Origin of the sequence: Halorientalis sp. LT38 (assembly GCF_037031225.1) — an archaeon.
Taxonomy (GTDB): domain Archaea; phylum Halobacteriota; class Halobacteria; order Halobacteriales; family Haloarculaceae; genus Halorientalis; species Halorientalis halophila.
The window spans coordinates 2,953,434-2,968,443 of record NZ_JAYEZN010000001.1 but is presented as its reverse complement, the minus strand read 5'-3'; the positions used below and the strand labels follow the sequence as shown (position 1 = coordinate 2,968,443).

Genomic DNA, 15,010 nt, shown 5'->3' with positions numbered 1-15,010 from the left:
CCGGGTGCGTAAACTGTTATTCGCGATATCAAATCAGCCAGTCACGGACACGGGTGGGGACGAGCCGGCGGCTACGCGACGGCGGAGTTCGCGTCGGCGAGAGCCACTGACAGCGTCAGGGAACCGCCGGACAGGAGTCGGATGAACGGCGCGGGACCGGCGGCTTCACTCGCCGGTCTCGGTTTCCAGCCAGTCGAACTGGGCGTCCAGTTCGCGCCGGCGCTGTCGCTTGATCACCGTCGCGTCCAGCAGGCTCCCGATCACGGCCACGTCCAGCGAGAACTCGGTCGTCGCCGTGACGCGGGTCCCACCGTTCTGGGCGGTTACCTCGTAGGTCGTCCACATCTCGTCGAAGATGCCGTCGACCTGTTCGTAGGCCAGTTCGGCGCCCTCCCGGTCGACGAGCCGGAGCGACAGTTCGATGGCGGCGATGCTGAACCCGTTCTCGATGCGCATCGCGTCGCCGTCGACGTCGACCGCGTCGAATCCGGCCCCTTCCATGAACCGTTCGACGTCGGCCATCGCCTCGCGGATCTGGTCGGGCGGGGCGTCGAACGTCCGCGTTACGCTGACAGAGTCCATGCGTCGGGCTACTCGGCCCTCCCCTAACCCGTTTGTGGCGAACACCAGCGGGACGCCGTCGTCTCTGTGACGGGGTTCCGACCCGAGGAGCGGGGACGACCGGCTCTGCGCCGATACTCAGTCGCGCGTGTCGAACGTTTCGGAAGAATCCGTCGGCGGGGCGGGCTCCTCAGGCGATCTGGTCCTCGTACTCGTCGGGCGAGAGCAGGGCGTCGAGTTCGCTCTCGTCGTCGAGTTCCACCTCGAGCATCCAGCCGTCGCCGTAGGGATCCTCGTTGACCAGTTCCGGCGCGTCGACGAGGTCTTCGTTGACGCCGACGACGGTGCCCGAAACCGGGGCGTAGAGGTCCGACACGGCCTTTATGCTCTCGACCACGCCGAAGTCCGCGTCCTTGGTCACCTGCGTCCCCTCGTCGGGGAGTTCGACGAAGACCACGTCGCCGAGTTCGTCCTGGGCGAAGTCCGAGACGCCGATGCGCACCGTCCCGTCTTCGCGCCGCGCCCACTCGTGGGACTCCAGGAACCGACAGTCGTCTGGGATCTCGAAGCTCATCTATCCAGAAATGGCAACGCCTGTGTTTGTGCCTTTTTCGGCTCGCCCCGGACGACGACCTGGACGTTGACGCCCGGACTCCGGTACTCCACCGGGAGGTACGCCAGCCCGATCGGCTTGTTCAGCGTCGGGCTCATCGTCCCGCTCGTGACCTCGCCGATGGGCTCGCCGTCGAGGTCCTGGACGACGTACCCCTCGCGGGGGACGCCCCGATCCACGAGGCGAAAGCCCGTCAGCTTCTCCTCGACGCCCTGGGCCTCGACGCCCTCCAGGGCGTCCCGGCCCACGAACTCCGTGTCGAGTTTGACCGTGAAGCCGACGCCGGCCTCGTAGGGGTTCCGGGGGTCGTCCTCGGGATCGAAGTCCTGCCCGGAGAGCAGAAAGCCCATCTCGATGCGGAGGGTGTCCCGCGCGCCCAGCCCGCAGGCCTGGCAGTCGAACTGCCGCCAGACGCGGACGGCCTCGTCCCAGGGGACGATCAGTTCGAACCCGTCCTCGCCCGTGTAGCCGGTGCGGGCGACCAGGGCGTCGACGCCGCCGACGGTCGCCGTCATGGTCGAAAACCGCGAGAGGTCACAGATCGCGGTCCGCTGGTCGTCGGCGACGGCGTCGAGCAGGCGCTCCTCGGCTTCCGGGCCCTGCAGGGCGAGCATGGCGTAGTCGTCGGTGCGGTTCTCGACGGTCGCGTCCAGTCCCCACTCGTCGCGGTGGGTGACCCAGCGGTCGTACATCTGCCCGTCGTGGCCCGCGTTCGGGATGAAGAGGAAATCCGCCGGCCGGTCGTCGGGGAGGTCGTAGACGACCGTGTCGTCGAGGATAATCCCGTCGTCGTCGGTGATCATCGCGTACTGGGCCTCGCCGGGATCGAGGGCGGTCACGTCGTTGGTCGTGAGTCGCTGCATGAGCCGCTCGGCGTCCGGGCCGGACACCTCGATCTCGCCCATGTGCGAGACGTCGAAGATCCCGGCCGAGTCGCGGACGGCCGCGTGTTCGGTGCGGATAGAGTCGAACTCGACCGGCATCTCCCACCCGCCGAAGTCGGTGAATGTCGCCCCCCTGTCCTCGTGTATCCCGTGCAGGGGCGGCGTCCGTTCCGTCATACCTGTATCCGCCCCGGCCAGCGACCTAACTCTTTGGTCTACTTACGGTCCATCACCATGACCACTGTCGACTCCGGATCGCCGTACTCGTCCCCGACCGCGACCGTCACGACGGGGCTCGGGAGCGGGTCCAACCCCCTCGAATTTCAGGATCGATACGCCCGCTATACTTATTCACGATGATGAACAACAAATGGTAGACAATGTGCAACGTGATCGGATACGAGACGCATCCTCGATTGGCCCCTGCAGTTTCTCGGTCCGATCGGTACGCGATAGTTGCAGCCAGATGACGTCGGGGTAAACTGAATCAGAGATGAGAACAGATCGAGACGGCGGGGTGACGGCCGGACGGCTCCGGGGGGACCGGCGCGGACAGACGCTACAGGATTTCCTCCTGGGGGTGTCGCTGTTCCTCGTGACGACGATGTTCGTCCTCAGTCTCCTGCCGGGGTACCTGTCGCCGTACACGGTCGGCGTCGGCGGGGACGAGGAGGCCCAGGCGGACAGGGTCGCACAGACGCTGGTCTCGAACCTCTCGGTTGCGCTGGACGACCCCACCCTGTCGACGAGCACCCTCGACACGGTGCTGGCCCTCGAGCAAGACGAGATCCGGGAGCGGTACGCGCTCCCACCGACGGCACGGGTCAGTATCTCCGTCCGGACGGTGCCGAACGGGTCCGTCGTCAGGGCCGGTGGCGCCCCGCTCACGAACGACCTGAACCGGACCAGCGGGTCGGTCGCGAGCGCGAGCCGACTCGTCGAACTCCGCGGGACGAGCTGCGATCCGGTGTGTCGGCTCGTGGTGGAGGTGTGGTGAGCATGGGGGCCGCGCCCGACGAGCGGGGACAGGCCTTCACCCTGGAGGGGCTCATCGGGGCCATCGTCCTCCTGACGGCCGTGCTGTTCGCGTTACAGGCCATCAACGCGGTCCCGACCGACGACGACGGCGGTCCCGGAGCGGAGGCCGAGGTGTCGGCCCAGGCCGACGACGCGTTGCGGATGGCGGCACGGAACGACACGTTCGGCCTCTCGGAGCTGATTCGGTACTACGCGCCCGCCCAGGAGCAGTACTACGGGGCGGTCGGGAGCCGCGTCGGCTACGGCGACGGGACGCCACCGGGACAGGTCGGCCGGATCCTCGAGTCGACGATCACCGAGCAGGGCCGAACCTACAACCTCCGGATCAGGTACCGGAACGAGTCGCTCTCGAACGGCTGGGAGTCGACGCCCATCGTCAGGCGCGGTGAACCCGACGAGACCGCCGTCCGGGCGACGTACACGATCACGCTGTACGACAACCAGACGCTCACCGCCCCGACGACGTCCGGGATCGAACTCCAGGAGATCAGCTCGCGTCGCGGTGGCAGCGGGGGCTACTATCCCGTGCCGAACGCCGTCGACGGACCGGTGTACAACGTCGTGGAGGTGCGATTGACCGTATGGTGAGCCAGAGCAGCCGGCGCGAACGGGCGCAGGTCCTGTTGACCGGTGCCATCGCGGTCGCGTTCGTCATCATCGGCCTGGTCGTCGTCGTGAACACGCTCATCGTCACCGAGGACGGGCTGGCGGGCGACCGACTCGACCGCGCGGACCAGGCGGAGTCGTTCGAGTTCGAGGCCAGGCGGAACGTCCAGCGACTCCTGCTCGAGGTGAACCACCGGGAGCGAAACGTCACCGCGCCCGCGGTGAACGCCTCGATCCACGAGAACGTGAGCCGGTACGGTCGTCTCCTGGGTGAGACCTACGGCGCCAGCGGCTCGACCTACGTCGATCTGGCGTACCACAACGCGAGCAGTACCTGGGGGGAGCGCATCGTCCAGGTCGGTGACGACCGGTACCAGTCGCCGGGCGGCGGCTCCGACTGGTGGCTGATCCGGAACGTCTCGGGCCAGCGTCGAGAGGTTGGCCGGTTCGTCGTCAACGCCAACATGCGAAGCAGGTGGCTCAGCACGGTGAACGTGTCGGCGACGAACGCGACCGGCTCGTCCCTGCAGCTCGAACTTGGCAAGGAGCGCGACGGGAGCGTGCGCGTCGACTGGACGGCCAGCGACCGCCCCGACGGCACCACGACCTGCGACACCCGCGGGGGCCGTTCCCTCCTCGGGTTGGTCTCGGGACGCGCGCACACAGCCGATTGCGACTTCCCCGGCCTCGAAAACGTCGGCGGACCAGTCGCCGTCCGGATCGAGAACGGCCAGGGCGGCGTCGGGAAGTTCGGCCTCGTGGCGAACGACACGGTCGACACCTACGACGACGGCACCGTGGATCCGTACCCGACCTGTGACGACGGGGTCGATGCCGACCGTCCCTGCACCGCCCCCGTCGTCTGGGAGGCGAACGTCACCGTCACGTTCGACACCACTGGCGTCACCATCGACCGAACGCAGAACGTGAGCGTGTATCCATGAACGGACAGTCCAGAGGGAGCGCGGTCGTCTCCCACGTCCTGGCGGTCGGGATCGCGAGCCTGCTCATCGTCGGGCTGCTGTACTCGGCGGGGACGCTCCTGTCCGATCAGCGCGAGTCCAGCGCCCGCCAGCAGATGGAGACCGTGGGGAACAGGCTCGCGGCGGAACTGACACAGCTCGACCGGATGAGCGAGCGTGGCGGCAACGTGTCCATGTCCGTGCGCCACCAGCCACTGATCGCCGGCGAGTCCTACAACGTCAGACTCCGGCAGGGCAGCGACTGCGAAGCGGACGGCATGGATCCCGATACGTGTCTGGTCGTCACGTCGGCGGGGCACTCGATCACCGAATACGTCCCGCTGCAGGCCGAGAACGACCTGTCGGTCGATTCGAACGGCGCCGGCGAGTTCAGACTCGAAGGACGGCCCCAGGGCGAGGCGGCACCCGACGCGGGCCGGCAGTCGCTTCGGCCCGGCGTCGGCCACGACTTCACGAGCACGACGCGGGTGTCTGGAGGCCTGAATCAGGAACCCGTCCCGCGGTTCACGATCGACCCGGGCGCGCCGGACAGTTCGAACGACATCCTGTTCGACGGGTCGACGTCCGTCGACGACAGTCGCATCGTCAACTACACCTGGAGCTTCGGCAACGGCGATCGGATCGGGAGTTCCAAACCGAAGATCACCTACGACTACGATCACGACCCCGGTTACTACGAAGTCTACCTGAACGTCACCGACGACGACGGCGCCACGGTCAAGACGAGCCAGAACATCACCGTCGCCGGGCTCGAGTACAACCGCGATCTCACGATCGCGAGCGGCAACGACGAGACGGAGTTCACGATGACGAACAACTGGAGTTCCCACCCGGTGACCATCGAGTCGATCCTGATCGATCCGCCGAACGACGTCGACGAACTGGATTGCTACGGGTGGTTGTGTGAACCAGAGGTCACGATCACCTCCGACACCGATTCGAGCGTGCGTGAGATCGACGACACCGAAGTCCCGAACGACGGCATAATCGTGACCGGCTTCGACACGACGGTCCAGCCCGGTGACGACGTGACGATCACCGTCGACGACTACGGCCAGGACATCAGCGGCGAGACGATGTCCTTCTCGGTCCGCCACGAGGTGGATGGGCAATCCAACGTGACCCGGTTCACCGACGTGGTCGGGAGCATGGAGATCAGGAACTTCTACCTCGAGGAGGACGACACGGACCTCGATGCGGTGTTGATCACCGACAAACCGATGGACACGGTGGAAGTCGAGTGGGACCGGCTGTTCACGTTCGAGGACGGTACGCTCACCGAGGCCGACTTCAGCCAGGACTCGAGCCTGACGGACGCGAGCCAGGACCGCTACGCCTACCGCGCCCAGGTCAACGACGAGTGGGGCCTGCACTACGTCGTCCTGCGGGAGGCGACCAGCAGCGGCGGGATCCAGAGCGGCGAGACGCCGATCTACCGGCTGGAGTACGTCTCTACCCTGTACGACTGAGTGATACGATGATCCGAAACACACCCACCGACGATCGTGACCGGCCGCGAGACCGCGACGGCGACGACCGCGCCGTGAGCGATCTGGTCGGGTTCATCGGGACGTTCGCGATCATCATCACCGCCGTGGCGATCATCACGACGGTCGGGATCGGCTCGCTGGGCGAGTTCCAGCTCCACGAGCAACACAACAACGCCGTCCGGAACATGGAAGCCGTCGGGAACGACCTCGATCGACTCCAGCAGCAACGCGCCAAGCGCCACTCGACCAGGATCGACCTCTCGGTCGGCCGGCTGCGGTGGATCGACGACACGGCGATCGAGGTGGAGACGGACACCAACGTCGAGCACTCGTTCAGGCCGGGCTCGCTGCGGCTCGAACTCGCGGACACGGACGTCGCCTTCGAGAACGGGGCCGTCTTCCGGTCGGATGGATCGGCCGGCGGGGTCATGAAGCAGCGTCCGGAGCTGGTCTGTCGCGACGGCGAGCGGGCGATCGTTTCGATCGTCGAACTCGACGGGCCGGACCAGCGCCAGGTCGGCTCCGGCGTCGTCCACGTGGTCGGCGTGCGAGAGCGGACCGACCTCCTGTTCCCGCTCAACCGGACCGGCGCGAACAGTTCGACCGCACCGACCGAGGTGGACGTCTCGGTCCGGAACTCGCCACGCGAGTCGCTCTGGGTGGACTACTTCGAGCGTCCGGAGTCGGGGTGGACGATGGTCGACTCTGACACCGCGCGCTGTACCGTCGGTGACGACGGCGGCGTCTACGTCCGACGGACGGTCGTCAACGTCTCCTTCCGCCGGTGACGGGCCGGGTCACCCGTCCAGGGAGACGTTGTGGACCCGCGGTTCGAAGACCTCGGCTCTGGTTCCCTGGTCCGGGAGGCCGACCTCGTACAGGACCAGCAGCAGGTTGTCCGAGTCGACGCTGTCGTCGAAGTCGTAGGCGATGATGGCCTGGTTGCTCTTCAGATCCAGATCACTCCCGTCGAGATACGGGTCGAGCTGGTCCCCCATGTCCGTCTGCCAGTCGGCGGTGTCGCTGGAAAGCAGCGGGCTGGCGTCGTCGCCGTCGGTGTAGACGGTCGTCGGAACCGTCGTCCCGCTGCTCTCGTCGAGCGACGCGCACCTGGCGACCTGGTAGGTATCCCCGCCGCTCTGGACGGTCTGGGAGGTTCCCGCCCAGGAGTCGCAATCGTACTCCGTGGCACCGATGTCGACGCTCTCGCCGCCGGAGACGGGGAAGGAGTGCCCGAACAGCGACGGCGCCGTCGGGTCGTTGACGTTGAGATACGTCGTGCCGCCGCTGTCGTCGCGGGCGAGGTGCGAGCTGTCGCCGGCGATCGTCGGTGGGTGCTCACCGTCGGTCGAGAACGACGTCGTGATCGGCGCCCTGGTCACCCGTGGCTCCGACTGGATAGACTCGAGGATCGTACCGAATCGGTCACCTAGTTCGTCACCGTCCGCGGCGTAGTAGTACTCCCCACCCGTGATGTCCGCGACGTCTCGCAAGAGGTCATCCGCGACCTGGTCTTCGCTCGAGCTGAACCCGACCGTGTAGATGGTCACGTCGTTTCGAGCGGCCGCCTTCGCTTTGTCGATCGTCGAGGCGTTCAACTCGTCCGTCTCCGGTTGCCCGTCGGGATGGTCGTTGACGCCGTCGGTCAGGAGGATGGCGACCCGGTCCCTGTTCTGGTCGCTGAAGTAGTCGTAGAGTTCGTTCGAGACGTCGATTCCCCGGTTGATGTTCGTCCCGCCCTCCGTGCCGAGCCGGTCGATAGTGCCGTTGACGCCGGTGTCACTGAAGTCGTTCGAGAGGTACTTCTCGTCGTCGATCAGGTAGATCTTGGTTACGTCGGTGTAGCCGTCCATCGTGTATCCCACCAGCCCGGCCCGGTCGACGGTGCTATCGAGGTCGGCGAGAAAGCCCTTCGAGGCCGACTTCGCCTGACTGAGCTTCGACGGGTAGCCGTCGTTCATCGAGAGGCTCCGGTCCATGATGAACACCAGGTCGAGGGACTTGCGGCGGACGTTCTGTGAGGTCTCGACGTCCCGAACGTCCCCCACGTCGATTCCGTCGTGCAGCGGCGCCGCGGTCACGGTGAACGTGTTCTTGACCGACTTGTTGACGGTGATCTGATCGTTCAGGATTTCGACCTGGTCCATGTAGGCGGCCGTCGGCGACTGTGAGAGGTTGATCACCTGATTGGCCGCGTCGTCGGCCGCCACGGGCAACTCGTCGCTCGACAGCGACAGGCGAACGGTGTCGTTGCCCTCGAACCGCGTCACCGGCTGTCCCGTCTCGCCGCGGAGGTAGTCCGCCCAGGCGACGTCGAAGTCGCTCTGGACCGACATCGTGAGATTGTCCGGCCGCTGACAATCGTCCTCGTAGAGGTCGTCGATCAGCCGCTGGGTGGTCGCCTCCGAGCGCGTCGCGTTCATCCGGGCATCGATCCGCGAGGCGTTGACGTCACCCACGACGTCGACGACCGACACCGACAGCGTCCCGTTCTGGAAGGATACGTCCGGCGCCGAAACCATCGCACTCCCGGTCTCCCCGGCCCGCCAGACGCCGCCCGCCTCGTAGGCGACGGTCCGCCCCGAGTCGTCCTCGTACCGGATCGAGCTGAGCGGGATCGAGGCCTGACAGTTCGGGTCGTCGTTGGCCGTCACGGCGATCGATCCCGTCCGAACGACGCGAACGTCTCCGGGGTCGACGTTCCCGAGGTCGAAGGCGACCGTCGCGTCGTCGGTCTGCCGGCCGAACGAGCCGAAGGTCGCGTCGAGCTGTTGCACGCTCGCGAGGGCACTCTCCATCTCGTGTTGGTCTTTGGCCTCCGTGATCGCGCCGGACCCCATCACGACGACCGCCATCGCGCCCCCAAGGACGAGCCCGAGTAACAGGACGATCCCCAGGATCTCCGAGGCACCCCGATCCGCGTCGCCGAGCGACCGATCGTTCTCCCACATCGTAGTTCACAGATGTTGTGCATCGTGAAGAATAAGCATACTGGCCGTTTTGAGCGTCGAGGACCGGCCACGCCCGAGTGGCTGCGTCGGGGCCGAACGGGGTCGCTATCGCGGGGTCAGAACAGGACCGGGCCGACGCCGAACAGCTGGTTCACGACGAGGAGGCCGCCGATGACGAAGCTCGCGCCGCCGGCGACGGTCTTCAGGAGCGATTTGAGCCGCGTCGTGAGGATCCGGCCCCAGAGGAAGGAGAGCACGCTCATCGTGCAGACGGTGACCAGGGAAAAGGAAAGCAGCAGGGAAAACGAGGAGGTGATCGAGGAGGCACTCGCCGCGAGCGCGACGACGATGGCGCCGCTCCCGGCCAGCCCGTGGACGATCCCGACGAGGAACGATTCGCCGTCCACGTGCGTGTGGAAGGAGCCGATCGAGACGCTCCCGACGGAGACGTGGGTGTGCTCGTGTCCGTCGTGTTCGTGCTGTTCGACCGCGAGCAGCCCCGAGACCTCGAACAGCATCCGGAGCCCGAGATAGACGAGGATCAGGCCGGCGAGGATCTCGAACCCGGTGGTCACCGATTCCGGGAGCGACGCGCTAATGGCGACGAACAGGAGGCCGATCGCGACGATCGGAATCGAGTGACCGACGCCCCAGGAGGCGCCCACGACGCTGGGCCGATCGGTCTTCTCCTCGTTGACGAGGGTCGAGATCGCGGCGAGATGGTCGGCCTCCAGCGAGTGCCGGAGCCCCACCACCGCGCCGGTGATCGCTGCCGCAGTAATCGCCATGTGTCCCGACACGAGCCACCGCCGTAATCAATCCACCGATCCGGCCAGGCCCTCCGTCGATTTTCGCGACCAGAACCGGACGGATTTTATCCTGCCCCGGGATGAAAGAGCACAAACGCTCGTCGATGCGTCCAAAATCTGTGTATGGTGAAACAGGGGCTCGTAGCTCACCGACCTCGTGGGTGCGCCCCAGCGCGCTCGGGATCAGTCGCACGGACGTCCAGCGACTCGTCATCGAGACAGGTCCGGCCGAACACGAGCACGCCGAGCGCCGTCTCTTGCTCAGTTGACCCCCAGCTCACGGGACCCGCGCTCCGCCGGCAGATTTCGACGAGCGTTCACTTGTGCTCCACTCACCCGACGTTTCGACTGGAATCGGACGCGAAGTGAACTGGACCGAGACGATCGTTCGATTCGTCGTGGACGTACGCTGTATCAGGATAAATCATGAAGGTTTATAGTGATCGCCGTGGGAGTGTGAAACGAAGACGGCGGACCCACAGACTATGACCCGGCCACGACACGACGAGATCGACCCGATGGTGCCCGTGATCGCGAGCGCGACCGACAGGACCGACGACGCCCGCGTCGCGTCGGACGGCGGAGTCGCCCGCGCGACGGAGACGGAGGCGCCGCTCGTTCCCGACCTGACCTGATCGAGGACCCACTGCGGCGGTTTCTCGCTGTTTCGACGCACCCACAGCGACTGCACAGTCCGGGCCCTGACGGGGCGGGGGTTCGTCCCGGAAGCACAACCTTTGATTACCCGGTGGATGTATCCGCGAGCATGTGGTCCGACAGCAGTGATGACGGAGGGGGGCGGTATCGTTCGGACGGGGGGAGACATCGGGCGACCTGGAACACCGAGGACCCGGATTCGCTACCGAGTACGGTCGTCAACGCCGTCGCCGAGGCGAAGGGCGTCGACGGGCTGGCGCTGTCAGAGGTACTCAACGACGTCGTCGACCCGGACGCGCTCGTCCGCGTGGTGGGATCGTCGCCCGCCGAACCCGTGACGGTCGAGTTCACGCTCGCGGGGCGGCCGGTGACCGTCGACAGCGACGGGACCGTCGTCGTGGAACCCGCCGAGTCGGAGTGACCGGCCTGGCGGGCCGGGGGAAACGGCCACGCATATAACGTTCGCCCGCCCTCTCGGAGCCATGGGACTGCTGGACCGGCTGTCGGCCGGCCGCGACGGTTCGCGCGTGGGACTGTTCGTCGACGGGCCCAACGTCCTGCGCTCCGAGTTCGACGTCGACCTCGCCGACGTGCGCGAGGTCGCGGCCGGCAAGGGACGCCTCGCGGTCGTGCGACTGTATCTCGACGAGAACGCGACCCCGGGGCTGATCCAGGCCGCCGAAGCCAACGGGTTCGAGGTGGTGACCACCAGCGGCGACGTGGACGTGAAACTCGCCGTCGACGCGACCGCGGCGGCCGCCGAGGACGAGATCGACGTGCTCGCGATCGCCTCCCGCGACACCGACTTCAAGCCGGTCGTCGAGGCCGCCGCCCGCCGGGGGATCGAGACCTTCGCCATCGCCCCCGGCGAGCACGGCCGCTCCGACGCGCTCCGGACCGCCGCCCACGACGCGGTGACGCTGGACTAGCCTGTCGGGAGCACCCCGGCGACCACTCCCGCGGACTCGAGGATCATCCAGAGCACGAAGGCCGCGTAGGCCGCGAGCAGGGCGTACGCTTCGAGATCGGTGAGCGAGAGGTCGGTCCGGAGGACGGTGAACAACAGTACGGTCGCGCCGGTGAGGACGGCGAACATCGGGACGGCCATCGCGAAGTCGATCGACGCGGCGCCGACGATGAGGACGCCGATCGGAATCGCCACGAGCAGGTCGAAGGTGTTCGAACCCAGTACGTTCGCGAGCGATGCCACGCCCCGCTCGTCACGGGCGGCCCGGACGCTCACCAGCGCGTCGGGCAGGCTGGTCGCGCCGGCGATGACCGTCACACCCATGATGAACTCCGGGACGCCGAGCGCGGCGCCGATCAGGTCGACGGCGTGGACGAGGCGCTCGACGGCCACGAGGATGACGACGAGGCCGGCGGCCAGGAAGGCCCACTGGCGGCGGACGTCGATCCCGCCACGTCCACCCCGGTCGGCATCGAAGTCGCCGGTGTCCTGGGCCTGGATGAAGAGGTAGAGCCCGTACAGGCCGATCGGGATGAGCGCCAGCGGTCGGGTCACGAGGCCCTCCAGGTCCCCCGCGGCCGACGGATCGGGGTAGTAGATGACCGCGAGCGCGAAGGTAATCACCAGCGTGGACACCGCGAGCATGTAGAACTGCGCCTCCTTGTAGACGAGCGTCCGGTTGGCCTCGATCGGCTCGTCGGTCGCCAGCGTCGACACCGCCGGGATCACGAGGACGTTGAAGATGGCCGAGCCGACGATGGCCCCCACGCCGAGTTCGATGGAGCCGGTCACGATCGCGGCGAAGACGACGGAGGCCAGTTCGGGGAAGCTCGACCCCACGGCGGTCACGACCGCTCCTTGCACGACCATCGGGAGCCCGTAGTACGTCGAGAGGTCCTCGCTCGCCCCTTCCAGCCAGCCGCTGCCGACGTAGATCGCGCCGGTCGTGAGGAGGATCACCGCCACCTCGACGATCGAGACGCCCGCCCAGTTCATCGAGTGGGCGATCAGCCAGGAGACACTAAGCGGTTCCGGCGCGTCGGCGGGCCGGAGACGGCGAACGAACCGCTTTTGCGGCGGGCCCGACCAGGGTCGGTATGGACGACCTCGACACGCCGGTCCTCGATAACCATCTCCACCTGGACCCGGTGAACGGACGCAACACGGACGCCGTCGAGGAGTTCGCCGACCACGGCGGCACGCACCTGCTGGTGCTGAACAAACCCTCCTGGTCGCTCGGCGTCGAGGTCGACGCCGCCGACGACTTCCGGGAGGGGTTCGACCTCACCGTCGGCGCCGTCGAGGACGCGACCGACGTGCTGGCAGGGCGGGCCTGGCCCGTCCTCGGCGTCCACCCGGCGCTGATCTCACAGCTTCTCGATCGGGGCTACGAGCCCGCGGAAGCGCGCGATCTGATGCAGGCGGGTCTGGACGTGGCCGCCGAGTACGTCGCCGACGGACCTGCGCTGGCGATCAAGTCCGGGCGGCCCCACTACGACGTCGACGACGACGTGTGGGCGGCCTCGAACGACGTGATGAAACACGCCTTCGAACTGGCCGGCGAGGTGGGCTGTGCCGTCCAGTTGCACACCGAGGGCGGCGAGGACTTCACCGAGGTGGCCGAGTGGGCAGAAGAGCGTGGCCTCCCGCGCGAGCGCGTGGTAAAACACTACTCCGGCGGGCGGCTTGCGGGGCCGATCCCGAGCGTCCTGAGCGACAAGGAGGAACTCGAGGTCGCGGTAGAGCGGGGCGAGCCGTTCCTGATGGAGACGGACTTCATCGACGACCCCGACCGGCCGGGGGCCGTGCTGGGGCCGAAGACGGTCCCCCGGCGCGTCCGCTGGCTGCTCGAGGAGGGCCACGACGAGGCCGTCCGGAACGCCCACGTCGAGACGCCCGCGTCGGTGTACGGGATCGACACGGAGGCGACCATGGAATGACGGGGACCGCCCGCTGTCCCGGGTGCGGGCTGTTCGGGTTCTCCGCGGCGATCGAGGGGTAGGCGACGGACCCAGGTACGGCCGGGCCGTACCGCCCGTATGGTCGAGCGAACCTGTCCCGACTGCGGCGTGCCGATGGAACCGGTCCAGTTCAGTCTGCGCGCGGGCTTCGCCGAGTTCCTGACGGCGTACGTGACGACCGACGAGGACGGCGGCGGGTTGCTTGGGCTGCTGGGGGGCGGCCGCCGGCGGCCCGTGAGCACGGTCCGGTGCCCGGAGTGTGGACTCCTCCGACAGTACGCGTGAATCCTCGGAATATGAGGCCTCTGTCCGGCGTTTCGACGCCGGACGGCGGGTCTGTCGAGGTTCGTTGACCTCGAAGTCTTTAACCCCGGCCGTACATTGGTGGAGGTATGAGCGAGAGCGACCCGCCGGGGACATTTTATACCGAGGAGCGGTGGCAAAACTGGATCGAGCGGATCGACGAGGAGGAGATCGACCCGGAGGACGAGGACTCCGCGCGGCTCCTGTTGAACCTCCAGGACGACACGGCCATCGCGGTCGCGAAGATCATCACGGCCCACGAGGACGGCCACATCGACGAGGAAGAGGCCCGGGAGAAGCTGGCCGACATCCGCGAGATCGTGCTCTCGGAGGTCCAGCTCGACGACGAGGAGAAGCTGATGCTCGTCGACGGCGTCCAGACCTCGCTGGTCTGCGTCTTCTACGCCGCAGAGGAGTACGTCGCGGGCGGCGTCGCGGACGACGGGTCGATCGAGGAGTACGTCCGCGCGGCCGCCGACGCCGAGGCCGAGGAGGACCCGGACACCGCCCTGGGCTACTGCGCGCAGGCCGGCACCCGCATCATCGACGGCGAGGAACTGTCGATGGAACTGGCCGAAGACCTGGAGTTCGGCCTGGTCGCCGAGTGGGTCAACGGGCTCGACAGTCTCCAGACCGCCATGAGCGACCCCGAAGTCGTCGAAGAAGACGAGGACTGAACGCGTTGCGGGGGGACGGGGCCGCCGGGTCGATACGCCCCCAATACTATTGCGCGTCCGGCGCCGATTGCGTACGTCTCGGATGTCTCGCGCGCGTGCACAGTCGGAGGTCGTCGGCGTCGTCATCCTGACCGGCGTGGTCGTCACGATGGTCGGACTCGTGAGCGTCGTCGCCCTCTCGAACGTCGTCGACGAGCCGGCGCCGGTCGCGGACCTCCGGATCGAGGGCAACGACACGCACCTGCAGGTCACCCACGTCGGCGGCGACGGGCTCGCGGTCTCGGACCTCGACGTCGTCGTCCGCGGCCCCGACGGGACGACCCGGTTCGGGGTCGACGCGGCGAACCTGACGAACGACGACGGCGACGCCCGGCTGGCGTTCGGGGAGGCGCTCGTCCGCGAGCACGGGATGAGCGGCGACGAGGCGCGCGTGCTGGTGGTCCACCGGCCGACGAACGAGATCGTCGCCGAGGGGACGGTGGTGTTCGTCGCCGACGAGTAGCCCCGGAC

Annotated in this window: 18 protein-coding genes; 12 read left to right on the top strand and 6 right to left on the bottom strand. The window is 67.3% G+C overall.

Going from position 1 to position 15,010, the window contains the following annotated elements; translation table 11 throughout:
* Positions 1–165: 165 nt before the first annotated feature.
* The 3 genes from U5918_RS15320 to gcvT form a co-directional block, all read right to left on the bottom strand.
* The gene (locus tag U5918_RS15320) at positions 166–582 is read right to left on the bottom strand and encodes an SRPBCC family protein (RefSeq protein WP_336002423.1); all 417 of its coding nucleotides are present in this window, start codon (positions 580–582) and stop codon (positions 166–168) included.
* 169 nt (positions 583–751) lie between these two features.
* On the bottom strand, positions 752–1,135 hold the full coding sequence (gene gcvH, locus U5918_RS15315; protein WP_336002422.1) for a glycine cleavage system protein GcvH: 384 nt from the start codon (positions 1,133–1,135) through the stop codon (positions 752–754).
* The gene (gene gcvT / locus U5918_RS15310; RefSeq protein ID WP_336002420.1) at positions 1,132–2,235 is read right to left on the bottom strand and encodes a glycine cleavage system aminomethyltransferase GcvT; all 1,104 of its coding nucleotides are present in this window, start codon (positions 2,233–2,235) and stop codon (positions 1,132–1,134) included. Before gcvT ends, gcvH begins: the two co-directional genes overlap by 4 nt.
* 316 nt (positions 2,236–2,551) lie before the next feature.
* Between gcvT and U5918_RS15305 the strand changes: the two genes are divergently transcribed.
* From U5918_RS15305 to U5918_RS15285, 5 genes are read left to right on the top strand one after another with little or no spacing between them, the layout of a single operon-like run.
* Entirely contained in the window at positions 2,552–3,055 is a 504-nt protein-coding gene (locus tag U5918_RS15305; RefSeq protein ID WP_336002419.1) for a DUF7287 family protein, read from the top strand.
* 2 nt (positions 3,056–3,057) lie between these two features.
* Positions 3,058–3,684, top strand: a complete 627-nt coding sequence (locus U5918_RS15300) for a DUF7288 family protein (protein WP_336002418.1) — start codon at positions 3,058–3,060, stop codon at positions 3,682–3,684.
* Positions 3,678–4,646: a hypothetical protein gene (locus U5918_RS15295; RefSeq protein ID WP_336002416.1), complete on the top strand. Its 969-nt coding sequence runs from the start codon at positions 3,678–3,680 to the stop codon at positions 4,644–4,646. Before U5918_RS15300 ends, U5918_RS15295 begins: the two co-directional genes overlap by 7 nt.
* Positions 4,643–6,154 (top strand): DUF7266 family protein, encoded by a 1,512-nt coding sequence (locus U5918_RS15290; RefSeq protein ID WP_336002414.1) that lies wholly within the window; start codon positions 4,643–4,645, stop codon positions 6,152–6,154. Before U5918_RS15295 ends, U5918_RS15290 begins: the two co-directional genes overlap by 4 nt.
* A gap of 8 nt (positions 6,155–6,162) precedes the next feature.
* Entirely contained in the window at positions 6,163–6,963 is an 801-nt protein-coding gene (locus tag U5918_RS15285) for a DUF7289 family protein (RefSeq protein ID WP_336002413.1), read from the top strand.
* Between the two features lie 9 nt (positions 6,964–6,972).
* Here the strand turns inward: U5918_RS15285 and U5918_RS15280 are convergent, their stop codons facing one another.
* Both U5918_RS15280 and U5918_RS15275 read right to left on the bottom strand, forming a co-directional pair.
* On the bottom strand, positions 6,973–9,126 hold the full coding sequence (locus U5918_RS15280; protein WP_336002411.1) for a vWA domain-containing protein: 2,154 nt from the start codon (positions 9,124–9,126) through the stop codon (positions 6,973–6,975).
* Positions 9,127–9,242: 116 nt separating this feature from the next.
* Positions 9,243–9,914 carry an urease accessory protein UreH domain-containing protein gene (locus tag U5918_RS15275; protein WP_336002410.1) on the bottom strand — a complete coding sequence of 224 codons (672 nt, stop codon included), beginning with the start codon at positions 9,912–9,914 and terminating at the stop codon, positions 9,243–9,245.
* A 506-nt stretch (positions 9,915–10,420) separates the two neighbouring features.
* Between U5918_RS15275 and U5918_RS15270 the strand changes: the two genes are divergently transcribed.
* The 3 genes from U5918_RS15270 to U5918_RS15260 all read left to right on the top strand — a co-directional run bounded on the left by U5918_RS15270 (position 10,421) and on the right by U5918_RS15260 (position 11,521).
* Positions 10,421–10,570, top strand: coding sequence for a hypothetical protein (locus U5918_RS15270; RefSeq protein ID WP_336002409.1), 150 nt, complete (start codon positions 10,421–10,423; stop codon positions 10,568–10,570).
* A gap of 131 nt (positions 10,571–10,701) precedes the next feature.
* Positions 10,702–11,013: a HalOD1 output domain-containing protein gene (locus U5918_RS15265; protein WP_336002407.1), complete on the top strand. Its 312-nt coding sequence runs from the start codon at positions 10,702–10,704 to the stop codon at positions 11,011–11,013.
* Between the two features lie 61 nt (positions 11,014–11,074).
* The gene (locus U5918_RS15260; protein WP_336002406.1) at positions 11,075–11,521 is read left to right on the top strand and encodes an NYN domain-containing protein; all 447 of its coding nucleotides are present in this window, start codon (positions 11,075–11,077) and stop codon (positions 11,519–11,521) included.
* Here U5918_RS15260 and U5918_RS15255 read toward each other — a convergent pair.
* Complete coding sequence (locus U5918_RS15255; RefSeq protein WP_336002405.1) at positions 11,518–12,555, bottom strand: sodium:calcium antiporter; 1,038 nt, start codon at positions 12,553–12,555, stop codon at positions 11,518–11,520. The genes U5918_RS15260 and U5918_RS15255 overlap by 4 nt on opposite strands.
* Before the next feature lie 101 nt (positions 12,556–12,656).
* On the opposite strand from U5918_RS15255, the gene U5918_RS15250 reads away from it, so the two are divergent.
* From U5918_RS15250 to U5918_RS15235, 4 genes are all read left to right on the top strand, one after another.
* Positions 12,657–13,499 (top strand): TatD family hydrolase, encoded by an 843-nt coding sequence (locus U5918_RS15250; RefSeq protein ID WP_336002402.1) that lies wholly within the window; start codon positions 12,657–12,659, stop codon positions 13,497–13,499.
* Positions 13,500–13,598: 99 nt separating this feature from the next.
* Positions 13,599–13,805, top strand: a complete 207-nt coding sequence (locus U5918_RS15245) for a hypothetical protein (RefSeq protein WP_336002401.1) — start codon at positions 13,599–13,601, stop codon at positions 13,803–13,805.
* Positions 13,806–13,912: 107 nt separating this feature from the next.
* The gene (locus tag U5918_RS15240) at positions 13,913–14,500 is read left to right on the top strand and encodes a DUF2150 family protein (RefSeq protein WP_336002400.1); all 588 of its coding nucleotides are present in this window, start codon (positions 13,913–13,915) and stop codon (positions 14,498–14,500) included.
* 82 nt (positions 14,501–14,582) lie between these two features.
* The gene (locus U5918_RS15235; RefSeq protein ID WP_336002398.1) at positions 14,583–15,002 is read left to right on the top strand and encodes a type IV pilin N-terminal domain-containing protein; all 420 of its coding nucleotides are present in this window, start codon (positions 14,583–14,585) and stop codon (positions 15,000–15,002) included.
* The last annotated feature ends 8 nt before the right edge of the window (positions 15,003–15,010 follow it).

Coding starts and splice junctions, on each gene's coding strand:
- U5918_RS15320 (WP_336002423.1), bottom strand. CDS start 582: ATGGACTCTGTCAGCGTAACGCGGACGTTCGACGCCCCGCCCGACCAG.
- gcvH (WP_336002422.1), bottom strand. CDS start 1,135: ATGAGCTTCGAGATCCCAGACGACTGTCGGTTCCTGGAGTCCCACGAG.
- gcvT (WP_336002420.1), bottom strand. CDS start 2,235: ATGACGGAACGGACGCCGCCCCTGCACGGGATACACGAGGACAGGGGG.
- U5918_RS15305 (WP_336002419.1), top strand. CDS start 2,552: ATGAGAACAGATCGAGACGGCGGGGTGACGGCCGGACGGCTCCGGGGG.
- U5918_RS15300 (WP_336002418.1), top strand. CDS start 3,058: ATGGGGGCCGCGCCCGACGAGCGGGGACAGGCCTTCACCCTGGAGGGG.
- U5918_RS15295 (WP_336002416.1), top strand. CDS start 3,678: ATGGTGAGCCAGAGCAGCCGGCGCGAACGGGCGCAGGTCCTGTTGACC.
- U5918_RS15290 (WP_336002414.1), top strand. CDS start 4,643: ATGAACGGACAGTCCAGAGGGAGCGCGGTCGTCTCCCACGTCCTGGCG.
- U5918_RS15285 (WP_336002413.1), top strand. CDS start 6,163: ATGATCCGAAACACACCCACCGACGATCGTGACCGGCCGCGAGACCGC.
- U5918_RS15280 (WP_336002411.1), bottom strand. CDS start 9,126: ATGTGGGAGAACGATCGGTCGCTCGGCGACGCGGATCGGGGTGCCTCG.
- U5918_RS15275 (WP_336002410.1), bottom strand. CDS start 9,914: ATGGCGATTACTGCGGCAGCGATCACCGGCGCGGTGGTGGGGCTCCGG.
- U5918_RS15270 (WP_336002409.1), top strand. CDS start 10,421: ATGACCCGGCCACGACACGACGAGATCGACCCGATGGTGCCCGTGATC.
- U5918_RS15265 (WP_336002407.1), top strand. CDS start 10,702: ATGTGGTCCGACAGCAGTGATGACGGAGGGGGGCGGTATCGTTCGGAC.
- U5918_RS15260 (WP_336002406.1), top strand. CDS start 11,075: ATGGGACTGCTGGACCGGCTGTCGGCCGGCCGCGACGGTTCGCGCGTG.
- U5918_RS15255 (WP_336002405.1), bottom strand. CDS start 12,555: ATGAACTGGGCGGGCGTCTCGATCGTCGAGGTGGCGGTGATCCTCCTC.
- U5918_RS15250 (WP_336002402.1), top strand. CDS start 12,657: ATGGACGACCTCGACACGCCGGTCCTCGATAACCATCTCCACCTGGAC.
- U5918_RS15245 (WP_336002401.1), top strand. CDS start 13,599: ATGGTCGAGCGAACCTGTCCCGACTGCGGCGTGCCGATGGAACCGGTC.
- U5918_RS15240 (WP_336002400.1), top strand. CDS start 13,913: ATGAGCGAGAGCGACCCGCCGGGGACATTTTATACCGAGGAGCGGTGG.
- U5918_RS15235 (WP_336002398.1), top strand. CDS start 14,583: ATGTCTCGCGCGCGTGCACAGTCGGAGGTCGTCGGCGTCGTCATCCTG.